The sequence below is a fragment of the Chryseobacterium sp. GP-SGM7 genome, assembly GCF_049166575.1.
Lineage (GTDB): Bacteria > Bacteroidota > Bacteroidia > Flavobacteriales > Weeksellaceae > Chryseobacterium.
In genome coordinates, this window is the sequence record NZ_JBMHFF010000004.1 from 225,996 (window position 1) to 242,288 (window position 16,293).

The window sequence follows — 16,293 nt, forward strand, 5'->3', positions numbered from 1 at the left end:
AATCTGCTGAATTGCTTTAATTATGAAATAAAAAAATTATTTAGCTTTGCTTAAAATAGCCCACAATATAATTTTTGCGGGCTCTGAACTATTTTTTAATTTATCGTTCGTTTTTAAAAACGATATCATTATTATCTATAGTGTAATTATTTATTATCTTTTGATCCAATTAAAGCGCCTTTGTAGAAAATTCCATATCTACTATAAACAGTATCCTTATTTTTACTAAATTTCACAAATTCTTTTCTATCTAAAATATTAAAATAATCACCTTTAGGATCTGAAGGAGTAAAATAAATTAATTCATTATCTTCAAAATAATTATCATTAATTTTTCTGAAAGATTTCTGATTAATAATTTCTTTAACTTTTACATTTTTACCTATGGGAAAAATATTAACATAATTATAAAAGGCATAATTGTTATTTGCTTTCAATTCTTTTTCCATTGATGGATGATGGTCAATAGCCTTTAATCTGATGTATAATTCATCAGTTTTTTTATCTTGAAAAATCAAACTATCATTGGTTGTTATACACTCTTGACATATCCGAAGATTATTTTTATTACATGAAACAAAAATTAATAAGATTAATGTCAATATTAATTTCTTTGAATTTTCCATAAGGATGATATAGTTTTAGTTAATGCTTGTTTATTGTGATTCAAGTAGAAATTGACATAAGTCCAGCTAGATTGGTTTTTAAATCCTTCTTCTATTGCAGATAATTTACCATTAGAAGTTGTTTCACCATGTTGATCTACAATTCTGTATTTTGCATCACAAGGATTACTATTATCAATAATTAAGGTCTGTACATGAAAATCATCTGAATAAGTTGTATAATAAACATGAAATCCCAACTTATTAGAAATATCTTTTTTTATAAAATTCATTAATATACCCTTATTTATACTTAAGGCATCATATGTTAAATCATCTTGAATTTTTTGAATGTTCGCATGAATTGGTTTAAGAAGTTCATTATCTTTATATATCACATAGTTTGAAACATATCCTTTTTTTCTAATGTTTTCAGCTCTATACGTCCCTGATTGTAAACTTTCTAAATTTGTGACAATATCTTTATCATCATTGTAAGTATAAAAATCTTTTTTATTATTTAATAATGCACCTATAAATCTATCTGTTGCGAAAACACAATAATTCCTTGATTTCCTATATTCTCCTGTATTTGGTTTAGAATTAATTTTAGAGGAAATTAACTTTATCATGCTGTCTAAATTACCTATTTCTTCTTTCAAAAATACATCTTTCTCTACAACTTTCACATTAAATTTCCCACAAATTCCTTTTCTTTTTGAAGAACTACTTATTCCATCTCCATCATCTGATGCAAAAATAGAAACACTAAATTTCGTTCCTCTTGCCAATGCTTTTGCATCAATCTCCAATACTAGTTCATCCCCATATTCTGCATCCTTTAAATCATATTTATCCTCATCGTTATCATAATCTGTATCATCATTATCAATAAACTTCAATTTTACGGAAGTATTAGAGCTTTTAAATTCTAGAATTCCATCTCCGTCTTGCCAACCAACAGGATCATAACCCATTTTTACAAGTAAAGGAATTCTTGCTACAGAATTTTTTGCAATCACAATATTTGATACAGGATAATTTTTCCACTCTTTATCATAATCATTACCTAAATTCAAATATTCTAGTTTATATCCTGCGCAATCAGCTAAGGAAACAATAGCATTCTTAGGGTTTTCACTTCCATTAATTTTTACAACAGGAAGAAAATCATATCTGTTACCTTCTACTGTTGCTGTTTTTGAATCCCTTAATTCAATTGTATTTCCTAACCCCAACGCTTTTATTTTATTGGGCAATCCTAATGCTTTTATTTTGCTCATTTTTCTAAATTTTAATTGTTAAAAAATAGAAATGGTGGCGGTATACCACCATTTCATTAACTAAATCTTAATCTAAAGTACTATCCGCAGTAGTACCATGAGATAACTGTATATCTCTAGGTTCAAAACTAGTTTTAGTCTCTAATTCTAAAGGATTTTCACAATTAGTAGCATCTAATTCCGGGAAAATCGGCAACGGCTGATCAACCGGTAATCCGGTAGATTTATCCTGGATAATGGTAAGCGTTGTAGGAACTCTTGTAATCCAGTATTTTCCTTGCGGTTTTCCTGTTGGTTGACGCATTTCATCTACGATAGACATATACATTGGATCTCCGATTACGGGAACTTCTCCGCCGTTCCAGATTTTACCTGTTGTTAGAAAGAAATTGACAGCATCTTCAAATCCTGGTTTTACAGTGACAATGACTCTTGCCATACCTGCCTGTAAGAAACTTCTGAATAAAGGATCTGTACTTTCAGAAACATACATTTCCTGCCACAGTTTACGATTCGCCCAATAGTATGGATAGAATGTATAATCCATAATTTCCCATTCAAAAGCCTGTTCCATGAATTTCGCAAGAGCTGTATATTTATCAAGATCTTCACCTAAATAAACCTGATAATTTTCCATTACGGTATCTTTCTCTGCTCCGTTGGTCATTACTTGTCCTAAAACACTTAAATAATCTTGCAAGAGATAAGCAATACAATTGTGTTTCAGAACATCATGTTCCATATATCTGTAGAAAGTTCCTGTTTTTTCTTTGGCTGCAGCTTCTTTCTCTTTTTGTTCGGCATCAAGTCTGGCTTGTTCTTCTTGGAATTTTTTGTACGCTTCTTCGTAAGCTGTAATGATTAAATTAAAATTTTCCTGTTGCCAAGACTGCATAAATGTATCAGATAATTTACAATACAATGTTACGTTAAGAGTTACGTCTTCAATATTTCGTCCTCTGTATAAGAAATTAAATGATCCTTCAAGATTCAATCCGGTTTCCATCACAGTTCCCTGATTAATCCTTCCGCCAAAGCTTAAATCTCTGTCACCGCCTCTTCCGTTACTGCAATAAAAATTACTATTATGCCACAGAGAATTCCTGCTCATGTAAAAACCTAATTTCATTGTTTTAGCAGCATAATTAGGCGTAATGTTTATAGGAGTTCCTACAGCTCCAAAAGAACCCGTAGAATTTGGTCTTCCTTTAATTTCCTGGTAAACTTCAGCGTCTTCTTTTGGAAGATCTGTAAGCTTTACACCATAAATCTGAGCCCAATATTGTAATAATGTCTTTGTAGCAGACTTAGAATCCGGCATAGTGTAAGGTCTGTCAGCTTTTCTAGGATCGATAGGAGCTGTAAGAATTTGACCTTTTGCTACAACTAAAGACAATCTGTGTAACCTCGCAGGTTCAGGAACCATAAATTCAAACATGGTACGTTTACCATAATTATAAATCTGGTTTTTCATTTTCTTGTCAATCCATCTGTAAACTCCTGTTATGTGTTGTGGCGCTTCATTGGTTGTAAGAGCTTTTCCTCGGTTGTCAAATTCGTGAACGTTGGTTTCTGTGTACTCTTTAATGATTTTCTGAACTCTTTCTTCAGAAACTTTGGTAAGAACTCTTTCCATGGCTCTTTCCGTAATTTCCTGAGACTTCATTACAGCCTGTCTTGTACTATCGTGTTGAGCGGTATTGTTTGCGTATTCTGCACCAATTTCAAATGACATTCCGTATCCTCCGTAAGTTGCACGAGTGTGTGCTGTGATGGCTTGTTGCTTTTCGACTTCTTTTGCAACCTCTGTCTGCATGTCTGTTCTTGATGTTTTTGAAGTGTCGGAAATTTTTTCCGTTTCCTGAGACTTTGATGTTGTGTCTGTAATTTCAGAATAATCTCTTGCAACGGAAGATTTATGTCTTAATTCACTTGCCATTACATTTTCGATATTCGAAACTTCTCCCGGAACATAAGCATGAACACTTTGTACAACTTTAAGGAAATCGGCAACTCCTAATCTTTTAATTCCGAAATTTTTTCTTTTGTAAGTTTCTTCAGAACCTTTTACCGGATTTTCTGAGCGCTCTTTTAATGTAAGAATTCCTGTTAATAATTGATTATTTGGAATCTTTAATAATTCCAGATAGGCTTCACTTCCATTATCAAAATAAACATCAATTCTTATTTTTGAAATAGATGCAAATTTGTTAACCATTACAGCCGGAAAGCTAACCATATTATTAAGTACAGAAATATTGCTTAATGTTTCCTGATGAACTCCTGTATTAGATTCTAACACTATTTTTGCGTTGGCAACACTCCAGGAATTATCCTGCACTTCAAAAGAGAAATTAATAAATCCATTATTAGAAATAAAAACTGATCTGGAATATATTGCCTGTAGATTGTATGCTAAATGGGTAATTGAACGAGCATTTACCACCGGAATTAATGCTCCGCCAATATTCGCATATTGTGTTTGTTCGATCGTTGCGTTATCCAAAGCAACTTGTGTAGTTCCTGCAATATTATCCTGAATATGAGAAATTACTTCATTAAATGTAGTATAACTATCGTCAATTTGAAGAAACTGTGCTCCGATTTTTAATTCTGTATCCGAAATTACTTCACGTCTTGCATCGGTTTGTAATTTTGAACGAAAGTTTTCGTTAATCTCCTGAACGGAACATAATTCAATAAATAAATCCAATGATTCCGGAGATAGCTTTTCCTGAAGATCTGAAAGATTAATTTCATTTTTATATGAAAACTCAAATATCGGAAGATTTAATTCTTGTAACCAATCATATAATCTGCGTAATTCTTCTTCAGAAGCTTTCTGTTCGAGCAAAATATCAATCTGTTCGGAGGTTTTTTCGTACTCTTCTAATTCTTTTCGATAGTTTTCTTTGTATTTTTCATATTCCGTTTGATAAGCTTTCTCACTCGATTTATGATATGACTTTTGTAGCTTTTCTAATTCTGAATTTAGCTTTTCAAGTTTTTCTTTTCTTAATAAAGCTTCTGTAACAATCAAATCGTTTTTGGCAACAGAATTTAATCTTTCCAAATCTTTTGGAGCAAGTGATACGTTTGCGGAAACTTCTGATTTTAAAGCCGCACCATTTCCTGCATTCACATTATCTTCTTCCAGAAATAGATATTTTGGCATTACTATTTTACCATTGAGTGCATTATCTAAAGGTTTTTTATCACCATTTGCTTTCAATACATCTTCATTGATGTCTATATTTTGTGCAAAACCAATATGAATTGCTTTCAAAATATGACTGATCGCTTCTTTTACATAAAAATCTTTTTGACTGACAATCTGATAAATAAGATTATTCCAAAGATTATCAAAAATTTTCATAGCATCTGAAGTCAATTCTTTATTGCTGTCGATCAGAGAACTGTAATATTCCTTTGTATATTCCCAATCCCATTTAGAAAGAGTTTCTTTTTTTGAAATTTTTCTTCCGATTACCAAAAGAGTTGCAAATACTCCTGTTTCTAATTCTTTTTCCGTTTTAATAGCTGAAGGAGCAAAATCTGAGATTTTAGAAGATAAAGCCTGAAGTTTTAAAGTTTTGCCGCTTCTTGATGAAACTGCATCATCAAAAATACCTTTCGCTCCTGATGGACGATGAATAAAGCCGAGATTTCTTCTTTTTATTTCTGTAAGTTGTGGGTTTCGTAAACTCACAAACCTGAATAACGTCTGAGACGCATTGTTGTTTGTTGACATTTGCTTAAATTTGTTTGATTTTATAAGGGTTAAGATTTGAAGGTTCTTTTTATTAGAGTTTACTTCAGGTTTTAGCCTTATTTTTTTAGGTGGTTTCCGGCGAAAGATTTCCACCTTAATTTTTAATATCAAGTTTCATTTTCCGTGTTTCTTATAATGCAAATATCAATGCTGAAAGCGGCAAAACTTGTCGTGTTATAATTTTATTGAAAAAAATTAAAAGAAATTTGGAGATCCTGATAATTAGCTTGAGTTCAGAAGTTGTAAAGAAAAAACTATGATTTAATATTATTTATTAAACTTGTTCTTGTTAATAGATTATTCCTTAAACTTTTTTTATTTTTCGTATACAGACTCCTGTTCGGTAAGAGTTTTATGTCATAGCTTTAGAAAAAAAATTTAAACAAGCACTGAGGAGTTGCAATTAGACATAAATAGTTATTAAATTTTATATACCAAGCAAAAGACAAATTATTGGAATATTAGAAAAAAAAATCCTTACTTTTGAAAGTAAGGACAATATGGTATTCGTGACAAATATTTTTAGAACAAAACTGTCAGATCAAGTTGTGACTATTACAATTAAACTTTTTCTTATAAAACCCCAATGATATACTATCTTTTAGCTTATTATATTGTTTATGATTTTATTCATGTGCTTAATGTTTCTCCTTCTTTTAGATAAGGATTTTTTGATTTAAGCAAATTTGTTAAAATTAATAAGAATGGTACGAAATAATTTTAGCCACCTCTGAAAATAAAAAAGACTGTTAATCAATGATTAACAGTCTTTTTAAGTACCCCAGACGGGACTTGAACCCGTACATCCGAAGATACAGGATTTTAAGTCCTGCGTGTCTACCAATTCCACCACCAGGGCGTGATGTGAGCGAAAAACGGGACTCGAACCCGCGACCCCAACCTTGGCAAGGTTGTGCTCTACCAGCTGAGCTATTTTCGCAATAAAGTAGTGCGGATGAAGGGACTCGAACCCCCACGCCTCACGGCACCAGATCCTAAGTCTGGCGTGGCTACCAATTACACCACATCCGCATTATTATTGAGTTATTTTAAAGAACTTCTTTCGTTTTTGTGAGTGCAAATATAGGGCAATTTTCTTTACTTCCAAGCATTTTGTGAAAAAAAATTAAATTTCTGTAAAATTTATTTCCGTGTTGCTTTATTACATTTCAATTTACTACTTTTACAAAGTTAACAATTACGATATGGAATTACAAGGAACAGTAAAGAAAATCACTGATGTTCAAACATTTGCGAGTGGTTTCCAAAAAAGAGAAATGGTTATTCTTACACAAGAGCAATATCCACAGCCAATCAACATTGAGTTTTTACAGGATAAAATAAATTTGCTGGATTCTTTGAAAGAAGGAGAAAATGTAAAAGTAGGAATCAACATCAGAGGTAGAGAATGGGTTTCGCCACAGGGAGAAACTAAGTATTTCAACTCTATTACAGGGTGGAGAATAGAAAAAGTGATGGACAACGGTTCTGAACCTACTCACGCTGCTCCGTCTCAATCTGCAGCTCCGGTTTCAAACGAAAATCCTTTTGCAGGTGACGATGATGATGATTTACCTTTTTAATTAAAAATAAAATCAAATAACAATCCTGCTTTCTGAAAGTGGGATTTTTTTTCCTCCATATGGTTCGATTAGACGAAAACGAAATTTCATTTCCTGATCCCGCACAATACGACGGTCACGAAGGCATTATCGCTTTTGGTGGAGATTTATCGTTGGAAAGAATCTGGTTTGCTTATCAAAATGGCATTTTCCCGTGGTTTGATCCGGGTGATGAAATTCTTTGGTGGTGTCCCGATCCAAGGTTTGTGCTTTTTCCGGATGAACTGAAGGTTTCAAAATCGATGCGAAAAATTTTATCTAAAAAAGTTTTTACCATTACTGAAAATCAAAATTTTGTAGAAGTTATAAGAAACTGTCGTGAAATTAACCGTCCCGGACAAGAAGGAACATGGCTTTCTGATGAATTAATAGAAACTTTTACCACCCTTCATCATTACGGTATCGCTAAAAGTGTTGAAGTTTGGCAAAATAGTGAATTGGTTGGCGGACTTTATGGTCTGCAAGTCGGAGAGGTTTTTTGTGGTGAAAGTATGTTTTCAAAAGTAAGCAATGCTTCAAAAGCGGGATTTATTCATTTTGTGGAGACCCATAAGAATGATTTTAAACTGATTGATTGCCAATCTCACACCGATCATTTAGAAAGTTTGGGAGCGAGAATGATTCCTAAAAAAGATTTTTTGAAAATTTTACACGAAAACAATGAACGCAGATAAAGAAAAATTGCTCCTTCTGATTGTACTCAGTATTATTTGGGGTTCTTCATTTATTTTAATCAAAAAATCTTTAGAACATTTCAGCCCTTATCAGGTCGGTGCTTTAAGAGTTTTGGTTGCAGGAATTATCTTAATGCCGCTTGCAGTTTCAAAATACAGGCTTTTCCCTAAAAAACATCTGAAGTGGCTTATTTTGGCAGCTTTTACAGGAAATTTCATCCCGATGTTCCTGTTTCCTATTGCAGAAACTGAAATTAGCAGCAGTATTGCGGGAATTATCAATTCAATGATGCCTATTTTTGTGATTATTGTAGGAGCTTTAGTCTGGAAATTTGAAACCACTAAAAGACAGATGACCGGAGTTTTGATAAGCTTTACAGGAGTTTGTCTGCTTGCTTTTGGTGGTGATGAAGGTGGAGAATTAAAATTATTACCCATACTTTTACTGCTTTTGGCCACTTTGTGCTACGCAATAAGCACGACAACCGTAAAATCTAAACTGATGGATGTTTCATCAACCGTTTTATCGGCATTTGTTTTTTCATTTGTTCTGTTTTTTCCTTCACTGGTATCTCTGATTTCGACGGGATTTGTATCTCAATTTAGTTTCACCAAAGAAAATATGATTGGATTGGGGTTTGTAAGCCTTCTTTCCATTTTTGGAACTGGTTTAGCCATGATGATGAATTACCGTTTACTGAAAGTTTCTACGCCGCTTTTTGCATCGACAGTAACTTTACTTATGCCGATTGTTGCGATTATTTGGGGCGTTTTGGATGGTGAAAAATTAACTTCTTTGCAATTTGCAGGAACAAGTATTATTATTGTGGGTTTAATCTTTTTAAGAGCTAAAACAACGGTGAAAAAAATGAAGTAATTGTTTTTAAACGCAAAATCCGCAAAGTTTTTTTTCTCGTTATTGAAAATATTTTTCGTTCGCAAAGGCGTTTCACTCAGCGAAAGAAACCTTAAACATGAAAATCCTGCACGACTGCAGGATTTCTCTATTTATTTCAAGGTGAAATTTTCAGGAAAGGATAAACTTCCTGCATCCATCATCAAACTTCTAGCCTAAAGATTTTTCTTTTTCACCTTCGCTTTCGCTTTTTTCACCTCATCTTTAATGTAAGGATATTTTTTCTGCATATCGGTAATTAATGAAGGGTCTAATTCTAAAGCTTTTTCTAAAGATTCACTGCCTTTTTCCTGATTTTTAAGAATGAAATAGCAGTTGCTCAACTGATAAAACAATTCCGCTCTATAGTGATGTTTTAAAGCTGAATCTAAAACAGTTACCGCTTCTTCGTAGTCGCCGACCAACATCAAAACTTCAGAATAAGCATACCAATTGTAAAATCTAGAAGGTTCTGCATCTACCAATTTTTTCAGACAAGAAAGACTTTCCTCAAACTTACCTGAATCGATGAACAAGAATGCCAGTCTTTTCTGATAATCAAGATTACTGTCATTCAGCAAAGTTGCTTCTCTTGCGAAGTGTAAAGCTTCGGTCATTCCGCCCATTTCTTCATAAAGATAAGACTGCTCCATCATTGCAAGATAAAACTGAGGATCTTCTCTTAATGATTTCTGAAAAGAATTTAAAGCAATAATCGGTTGTTTTAATGCCTTAAAACAAAGACCGATTTTATAAAAAGTAAATGCTTTTGTGTATTCCAGCTCCAACATTTCTTCGTAAACTTCAATCGCTTTCTGATATTGATTTAAAGCTTCATAACAAGCTGCTTTGCTCGCATAAACACCAACTGCGCTGGAATTTATAGCCAACATATAGTCGAAACCTTTGATGGCTTCTTCGTAATTTTTTCTGTTAAAATAATATTGTCCATACTCGCTCCATGCAGTTTCTGAGTACGGAAAATCATCAAGATAACCGTTCAGAAACGCTATAGCTTCTTCGCCTCTGTTCAGATCATTAAAGCAGATCATTGCGTTTTCCAAAGAATATTCATCCATCGGGTCTTCTTTGAGTGCTTGCTGATAATGTTTAAGAGCGTTAAAAGGATCTCCAAGATTCACGTATTCGTCTGCAATAAAATTATTGAGGAAGTTTTCTTCTTCCTTCAATTCCAGGGCAATTTTACAGATTTCTATCGATCTTTTAGGATTTCCCAGATTCGAATAATACTTTGCGTAGCACACCAAAAAGTCTGTATTCTCCATAGAAGAACCTTTTAACTCATCGATTAATTCCTTCGCTGTATTATAATCTTCCCATTCTAAGAGAACTTCCAGTTTTTTAATCTTGATTTCTAAAGAATTGGGATGAAGCTTAAGACCAAAATTCACAGCCATATCTGCGTAATTAAAATCTCCAAGCTCCAGATAATAGACAATAATGTCTTCTAACTCCTCTGTATCAAAGTAGAATTCATCATTATTTTCCATCATTTCTTCGAACTTTGTTACCAGTTCATTTCCAAAATATTCTTCCAATATAAAACGAGTTTTAAGATTTAAGACCAGAGAGATGAGATATACAAATGCTCGCTTCTGATAATCTTATTACTATAAAGTTAATAAATAATTTTTTAGAATGATGAAATTTAGTTTTAATTAATAGTTTATCCGTTTTAAATAATAATTTTTAACGCAAAGTCCGCAAAGAGTTTTTACCACTAACAGCTTTAAGGCTCGCAAAGGCGTTTGACTTCGTCGAATCTTCGATTTCACTCAGCAAAGAGCACAAAGTTCTTTTTTATTATTATAAACTTTAAACGTGATCAATTAAATCAAACTTCTGATTTTAGCAATCATATCATCACCCAGTTTATCGGCTTCTTCCTGAGATTTGGCTTCTGTATAAATTCTGATAATCGGTTCTGTATTCGATTTTCTCAAATGAACCCAATTGTTTTCAAAATCTATTTTAACGCCGTCTACCGTAGAAACCTCTTCATTTTGATACTCTTTTTGCATTTTAGTTAAAAGAGAATCTACATCTATTTCCGGAGTAAGCTCAATTTTCTTTTTACCCATGAAATAGCTTGGATATACTGCTCTCAATTCAGAAACAGTTTTGTTTTCCTTTGCTAAATGAGTTAAAAATAAGGCAACTCCAACCAAAGAATCTCTTCCGTAATGAAGTTCAGGATAAATAATTCCACCGTTTCCTTCACCACCGATCACCGCATTTTTTTCTTTCATTAAATTCACCACATTCACTTCTCCTACCGCACTTGCAAAGTATTCTGAATTATGAGTTTTCGCCACATCTCTCAACGCACGACTTGAAGAAAGATTTGAAATTGCTACACCATTTTTGTTTTTCAACAAATAATCAGCAACGGCAACCAAAGTATATTCTTCGCCGAACATTTCGCCTTTTTCGTCGATTAAAGCCAGTCTGTCAACATCCGGGTCTACTACAACGCCAAAATCTGCATTTTCTTTTATCACTAATTCACAAATATCTCCCAAATGCTCTTTCAGAGGTTCAGGATTGTGCGGGAACTGACCGTTGGGTTCACAGTATAATTTTACAGTTTCACAACCTAATTTATCTAAAAGCATCGGAATTGCAATTCCGCCTGTAGAATTTACGGCATCCAGAACGATTTTATACTTTTTAGCTTTAATGGCTTCAGCATCCACCATTGGCAAATCAAGAATCTGCTGAATATGAATATCAAAAGCATCATCTCTGGTTTCGTAGATTCCTAAATCATCTACTTCAGCAAAATTGAAATCTTCACTTTCAGCCAAAGCCAAAACTTCAGCACCATTTTCTCCGCTGATGAATTCTCCTTTTTCATTTAATAATTTAAGAGCATTCCACTGTTTTGGATTGTGAGAAGCGGTTAAGATAATTCCGCCATCTGCATTTAATTCAGGAACCATCACTTCAACGGTAGGAGTTGTAGAAAGTCCTAAATCAATCACATTAATTCCTAAACCCTGTAACGTTGCAGTAGCCAGCGAATTAACCATCGAGCCAGAGATTCTTGCATCACGCCCGATAATTAAGGTTAAATCTTTCTTATTTTTATTATTCTGAAGCCAGGTTCCGAAAGCAGAAACAAATTTTACAACATCAAGCGGTGTTAAATTGTCGCCAACTTTCCCACCAATTGTTCCGCGGATTCCTGAAATACTTTTTATTAATGACATTTATTATAAATTTTATTTTCTGATTATTAATTGGATGCAAAGTGCATATAAATTTTTAATAATTCAAAAAGTGTAGATTATTTTTAGTTTAAATTTTCCGTTTGCAAAGATACTGAAAAGACAACGAAATCAGAGCACCGGAATTTTCTTCTGAATTTTGTCATAATTCCGCTTTAAAACCTTTGGCGGCGGGAATCTGTATCCAAAATACAACAAACCGAATACATTATTGTTAGTAACTTCTGAAGTTGAATCTTGCTTATAATATGCTGAAGTAACATTTAATTTCGCTCCAAACAAAAACTTTGCAGAATTGTAACCCAAATGAATTCCTGTTCCGAATTTTCCTATGATATACTTATTTTTTTCGGGATCAGATTTTTTCCCGTCTGGTAAATGGCTTTGATAAGATGACCATTTCCCACCAATTCCGGTAAAAATATATGGGGCAAAGTTGATTTTCTTAGCAATCACCCAATTGTAATGGTAGCCGAGATTTAAACCAATATTGAATTGCTGCTCTTTATCCTTTAGTCCGTCTGTTTTGTTTGTAAAATAAGAAACGTCATACTCTAAAACAGGAATGAGGCTTCCGCTGCTTTCCTTTTGCCATTCTCTTTGATAGTAAATACTTTTCAGTGAAAAATCTTTATTAAACACATACGAAGTACTTCCGCCAAAGGTTTGAATTCTTAGATCCGGAAACTGAAAATAGGGATCAATCCCTTTTCGCCAATCAGGAAGAAAATCATTCATATTATCCACATAAAACCTTTTTACATTACGATAATTGAAAGACTGAATGAACTGTCCCGGAAAAAATCTGAATTTAAAATCGGTGTACGAACTTTTTCCTTTCAATGAGTTATCATTATTTCCAGGGAAAAAATCGGGAGCAAATGACAATGCGGCACTTATAATTTTATAGTCAACAGAAAATGAGGTGCGAATTTTATTATTGATTGCTAATCTGGTTTGAAAATTTCCAGCATCTGAATTGTAATTGGCAATAAAATCTTCTGCATTTGTATCAAAATTAATTCTGAGTGTTACCTGTTCTTCGTAGGAAATGATTTTTGCAGAATCTGGTTTGTTCTGGGCATTGATACTCAGAAAGCATAGGTTTAAAATCAAAAAACAGAGAGGCTTTATCAATTGGTATTTACTTTAAATAATGAAAGTTTATTTTCGCTAAAACAGTACGAATATAAATAAAAATTCAAATTAGAAATAATTTATACCTTTGTAAAAAGCAGAATATGAATACGATAATAGTACACCCTACAACTCCCGAAGAAGCAAGCTTTTTAGAAAATCTTTTAAAAAGAATGAAGTTTTCGTTTGAAAAAGTATCCGAAGAAATTGTTACTACTTCTCCTGAAGAATTAAAATCTATTAATAACGGTGTTGACGAAGCTAATGATAGTAAGCTGGTTGACAGTTCTGATGTTCATCAAAAAGCTAGGGCATTATGTTCGAAATAAAATGAACTCCTGAAGCAGAGAAATTATATCTCGAAACATTAGAATATTGGATCAATCATAATAATCTAACATTTATTCTTTAAAAATTATTGATGAAGTTGAGAGAAAGGAAAAATTACTTTCTTTCAATCCCTTTATTGGAGCAATTGTTTTTGGTGCAAAAGAAGAAGTAAGAAGAGTTCTAGTTTTGGATAATTTTTCTCTCCAATACAGAATTCAAAAAAACACTGTAGAAATTCTGTCTTTTTGGGCTAATAAAAAACATAATCCTAACCAATAAAAGTTCCTACGAACACCCACAATCTTTATCGCACCCAGATCTTTTAGAACTGAATTTCTTGGGTGAAAAGTTTTTCCTGATAAATCTGAATAAAGAATAACAGGCAAATACAACCACAAGTGCGATAATAATATATTGAAAAATTAATGATGTATTCATTATTTTAAGATTTGATAAGCTATCATCGACACAAAATATGCCAAACCGGTCATCATTGCTACCTGAAAACCCGTCCATTTCCAGCTTTTTGTTTCTCTGTAAACTACAGCCAAGGTAGACACGCACTGCATCGCAAATGCGTAGAATAATAATACAGAAACTCCCGTTGCAAAACTGAAGACTTTTTCGCCATCCGGTTTTACATCATGTCTCATTTTATCGATTACTTTTCCTTCCGGAGCGTCATCATCTAAGCTATATAAAGTTGACATTGTTCCTACGAAAACTTCTCTCGCTACGAAACTCGTCAAAATTCCTACTCCCATTTTCCAATCATAACCAAGCGGTGCAATTGCTGGTTCGATTGCTTTCCCCATTCTTGCCAAATACGAGTGGTCTAAATTAACGTCGGTTGCAACCACCTCATCCTGATTTTGTTTCGGTCCGAAATAACTCAAAACCCAAATAATGATACTTACAATGAAAATAATTTTTCCGGCTCCGGTAATGAATTCCCAAACTTTCCCTAAAACCAGTTTAAAATCATACCCGAAAAGGGGTTTTTTATACGTCGGCAGATCCATCACAAGGTATGTTTTGCTATCTTCTTTAATGAAGTTCTTCAAAATTGCCGCCGATAATAAAGCTACGAAAAATCCTAAAAGATACATCCCTAAAAGCACCAAAGCTTTATATTGCACTCCGAAAATGGTTTTATCGGAAATAATTAAGCCAATAATAATGCTGTAGACCGGAAGTCTTGCCGAACAGGTCATAAAAGGCGTTACCAAAATTGTGAGCAATCTTTCCTTTAAATTTTCAATATTTCTTGTTGAAATTACAGCCGGAATTGCACAGGCTGTTCCTGAAACTAAAGGAACGATGCTTTTTCCATTTAATCCAAAAGGTCTTAAAAGCCTGTCCATAAGAAAAACAACTCTTGCCATATATCCTGAATCTTCTAATAAATAGAGGAAATAGAGAAGAATTCCGATTTGTGGTGCGAAGATGATAATTCCACCTAAACCGGGAACAATTCCTTTTGAAATCAACGAATTGACAGGTCCTTCCGGAAGGTGTGTTCCTGTAAACTCAGAAAGCCAGGCGAAAGCTTCGTCAATCCAGTTCATTGGATATTCCGCTAAGAAATAAACGCACTGAAAAATGATTAAGAGAACCAATAAGAAAACAACATAGCCCCAAAATTTATGAACGAGAACCTTATCTAATTTTTCGGTTAAAAGTTCTTTAAACTGAGTTTTTTTAGTAATAACTTCCGCCAAAATCTTATCAATATTCTGGTAGCGTCTCACGGTTTCCTGAACCTGAAGCCTTTTCGGAATTATGTTTTTTGAAGCTGAATCTGATTTTTTTCCGAGCGTGAGATTTACCCAGGTTTGATAATTATTTACTGAATTTTTATCTATACTATTTTTATGTTCAACAGGAATTTCAAAGCCGGATTTTTCAGAAGTTACAAAATCATTGGCAAAAACAGCCTCCTGAATCGCTTCTATACCTATCTGTTCTTTTGCATTTGTCTGAACAATTTTGATGTTTAATGCTTTAGAAAGTTTTTCAACATCAATATGTACCCCTCTTCTTTCTGCCTGATCGATTTGATTTAAAACTAAAATCATCGGAATTCCCAAATCCTGAATCTGCTGAAATAGCAAGAGACCTCTTTTGATGCTTAAAGCTTCCAGTATATAGACAACTCCGTCATATTTTTTTTGTCCGTTTATTAAAAATTCAGAAAAAATAGCTTCGTCTTCAGAACTTGGGTAAATACTGTATGAACCGGGAAGGTCTACGATTTCTACCTCTTCGTTTTTGTAAGAATAATTACCGGAATGACTTGATACGGTAACTCCCGCATAATTTCCCGTTTTCTGCTTTTTGTTGGACAGTGCATTAAAAACGGTAGATTTACCTACATTCGGATTTCCGACTAAAAGTATCTGTTTGTTGTTATTTTCCTGCATTAATCAAATCTTCTACAATAATAAAGTCTCCTTCTTCTTTACGCAGTGCAATACGGCTTCTTTCTTCACCAAATTCCACGTAGAGCGGTCCTTTAAAAGGAGCCTGGTAAAGGATTTTGAAAAGGGTTTCCGGAAGAAGCCCCATCTCTATGATTTTGGTCGGCATTTTCAGATTATCATTGTCATAACCCACTATTTTACCGATTTTGTTCCTCGGAAAGCTGCTTAATGTATGTATTTGAATCTCCTTCAAAGCCGTTATTTTTGTGTCTGCAAAGATAGTTATTTAAATTTAATCTAA

Annotated in this window: 13 protein-coding genes and 3 tRNA genes; 5 read left to right on the forward strand and 11 right to left on the reverse strand. The window is 33.4% G+C overall.

From position 1 onward, the window contains the following. Window positions 1–146: 146 nt before the first annotated feature. The 6 genes from ACOOWA_RS15950 to ACOOWA_RS15975 all read right to left on the reverse strand — a co-directional run bounded on the left by ACOOWA_RS15950 (window position 147) and on the right by ACOOWA_RS15975 (window position 6,692). On the reverse strand, window positions 147–626 hold the full coding sequence (locus tag ACOOWA_RS15950; protein ID WP_421376712.1) for a hypothetical protein: 480 nt from the start codon (window positions 624–626) through the stop codon (window positions 147–149). Continuing rightward, the gene (locus ACOOWA_RS15955; protein WP_421376713.1) at window positions 605–1,888 is read right to left on the reverse strand and encodes a hypothetical protein; all 1,284 of its coding nucleotides are present in this window, start codon (window positions 1,886–1,888) and stop codon (window positions 605–607) included. The genes ACOOWA_RS15950 and ACOOWA_RS15955 overlap by 22 nt, the downstream gene beginning before the upstream one ends. A gap of 67 nt (window positions 1,889–1,955) precedes the next feature. Continuing rightward, window positions 1,956–5,639, reverse strand: coding sequence for a hypothetical protein (locus tag ACOOWA_RS15960; RefSeq protein ID WP_421376714.1), 3,684 nt, complete (start codon window positions 5,637–5,639; stop codon window positions 1,956–1,958). Window positions 5,640–6,437: 798 nt separating this feature from the next. Beyond that, window positions 6,438–6,519: transfer RNA gene (locus ACOOWA_RS15965), tRNA-Leu, on the reverse strand. Window positions 6,520–6,527: 8 nt separating this feature from the next. Continuing rightward, window positions 6,528–6,600, reverse strand: a tRNA-Gly gene (locus ACOOWA_RS15970). Between the two features lie 10 nt (window positions 6,601–6,610). Next, a tRNA-Leu gene (locus ACOOWA_RS15975) sits at window positions 6,611–6,692 on the reverse strand. 173 nt (window positions 6,693–6,865) lie between these two features. Between ACOOWA_RS15975 and ACOOWA_RS15980 the strand changes: the two genes are divergently transcribed. The 4 genes from ACOOWA_RS15980 to ACOOWA_RS15995 are packed head-to-tail and all read left to right on the forward strand — an operon-like array spanning window position 6,866 to window position 9,031. Continuing rightward, on the forward strand, window positions 6,866–7,243 hold the full coding sequence (locus tag ACOOWA_RS15980; protein ID WP_421376716.1) for a DUF3127 domain-containing protein: 378 nt from the start codon (window positions 6,866–6,868) through the stop codon (window positions 7,241–7,243). A 59-nt stretch (window positions 7,244–7,302) separates the two neighbouring features. Further along, window positions 7,303–7,956 (forward strand): leucyl/phenylalanyl-tRNA--protein transferase, encoded by a 654-nt coding sequence (gene aat, locus ACOOWA_RS15985; RefSeq protein WP_421376952.1) that lies wholly within the window; start codon window positions 7,303–7,305, stop codon window positions 7,954–7,956. Beyond that, window positions 7,943–8,833 carry a DMT family transporter gene (locus tag ACOOWA_RS15990; protein ID WP_421376717.1) on the forward strand — a complete coding sequence of 297 codons (891 nt, stop codon included), beginning with the start codon at window positions 7,943–7,945 and terminating at the stop codon, window positions 8,831–8,833. Before aat ends, ACOOWA_RS15990 begins: the two co-directional genes overlap by 14 nt. Window positions 8,834–8,875: 42 nt before the next feature. Continuing rightward, window positions 8,876–9,031 carry a hypothetical protein gene (locus ACOOWA_RS15995; protein WP_421376719.1) on the forward strand — a complete coding sequence of 52 codons (156 nt, stop codon included), beginning with the start codon at window positions 8,876–8,878 and terminating at the stop codon, window positions 9,029–9,031. Here ACOOWA_RS15995 and ACOOWA_RS16000 read toward each other — a convergent pair. The 3 genes from ACOOWA_RS16000 to ACOOWA_RS16010 all read right to left on the reverse strand — a co-directional run bounded on the left by ACOOWA_RS16000 (window position 9,028) and on the right by ACOOWA_RS16010 (window position 13,218). Next, window positions 9,028–10,410, reverse strand: coding sequence for a tetratricopeptide repeat protein (locus ACOOWA_RS16000; protein WP_421376720.1), 1,383 nt, complete (start codon window positions 10,408–10,410; stop codon window positions 9,028–9,030). The genes ACOOWA_RS15995 and ACOOWA_RS16000 overlap by 4 nt on opposite strands. Window positions 10,411–10,701: 291 nt before the next feature. Then, window positions 10,702–12,084, reverse strand: coding sequence for a phosphoglucosamine mutase (glmM, locus tag ACOOWA_RS16005; protein WP_421376721.1), 1,383 nt, complete (start codon window positions 12,082–12,084; stop codon window positions 10,702–10,704). 129 nt (window positions 12,085–12,213) lie between these two features. Then, window positions 12,214–13,218, reverse strand: a complete 1,005-nt coding sequence (locus ACOOWA_RS16010) for a DUF4421 family protein (protein ID WP_421376723.1) — start codon at window positions 13,216–13,218, stop codon at window positions 12,214–12,216. 125 nt (window positions 13,219–13,343) lie between these two features. On the opposite strand from ACOOWA_RS16010, the gene ACOOWA_RS16015 reads away from it, so the two are divergent. Further along, the gene (locus ACOOWA_RS16015; protein WP_421376725.1) at window positions 13,344–13,568 is read left to right on the forward strand and encodes a hypothetical protein; all 225 of its coding nucleotides are present in this window, start codon (window positions 13,344–13,346) and stop codon (window positions 13,566–13,568) included. Between the two features lie 438 nt (window positions 13,569–14,006). Here the strand turns inward: ACOOWA_RS16015 and feoB are convergent, their stop codons facing one another. After that, complete coding sequence (gene feoB, locus ACOOWA_RS16020) at window positions 14,007–15,992, reverse strand: ferrous iron transport protein B (protein ID WP_421376726.1); 1,986 nt, start codon at window positions 15,990–15,992, stop codon at window positions 14,007–14,009. Continuing rightward, the gene (locus ACOOWA_RS16025; protein ID WP_421376728.1) at window positions 15,979–16,245 is read right to left on the reverse strand and encodes a FeoA family protein; all 267 of its coding nucleotides are present in this window, start codon (window positions 16,243–16,245) and stop codon (window positions 15,979–15,981) included. The genes feoB and ACOOWA_RS16025 overlap by 14 nt, the downstream gene beginning before the upstream one ends. Window positions 16,246–16,293 lie beyond the last annotated feature (48 nt).

Excerpts from the sequence above, each read along its gene's own strand:
- ACOOWA_RS15950 (WP_421376712.1), bottom strand. The coding sequence starts at position 626 with ATGGAAAATTCAAAGAAATTAATATTGACATTAATCTTATTAATTTTT.
- ACOOWA_RS15955 (WP_421376713.1), bottom strand. The coding sequence starts at position 1,888 with ATGAGCAAAATAAAAGCATTAGGATTGCCCAATAAAATAAAAGCGTTG.
- ACOOWA_RS15960 (WP_421376714.1), bottom strand. The coding sequence starts at position 5,639 with ATGTCAACAAACAACAATGCGTCTCAGACGTTATTCAGGTTTGTGAGT.
- ACOOWA_RS15980 (WP_421376716.1), top strand. The coding sequence starts at position 6,866 with ATGGAATTACAAGGAACAGTAAAGAAAATCACTGATGTTCAAACATTT.
- aat (WP_421376952.1), top strand. The coding sequence starts at position 7,303 with ATGGTTCGATTAGACGAAAACGAAATTTCATTTCCTGATCCCGCACAA.
- ACOOWA_RS15990 (WP_421376717.1), top strand. The coding sequence starts at position 7,943 with ATGAACGCAGATAAAGAAAAATTGCTCCTTCTGATTGTACTCAGTATT.
- glmM (WP_421376721.1), bottom strand. The coding sequence starts at position 12,084 with ATGTCATTAATAAAAAGTATTTCAGGAATCCGCGGAACAATTGGTGGG.
- ACOOWA_RS16015 (WP_421376725.1), top strand. The coding sequence starts at position 13,344 with ATGAATACGATAATAGTACACCCTACAACTCCCGAAGAAGCAAGCTTT.
- feoB (WP_421376726.1), bottom strand. The coding sequence starts at position 15,992 with ATGCAGGAAAATAACAACAAACAGATACTTTTAGTCGGAAATCCGAAT.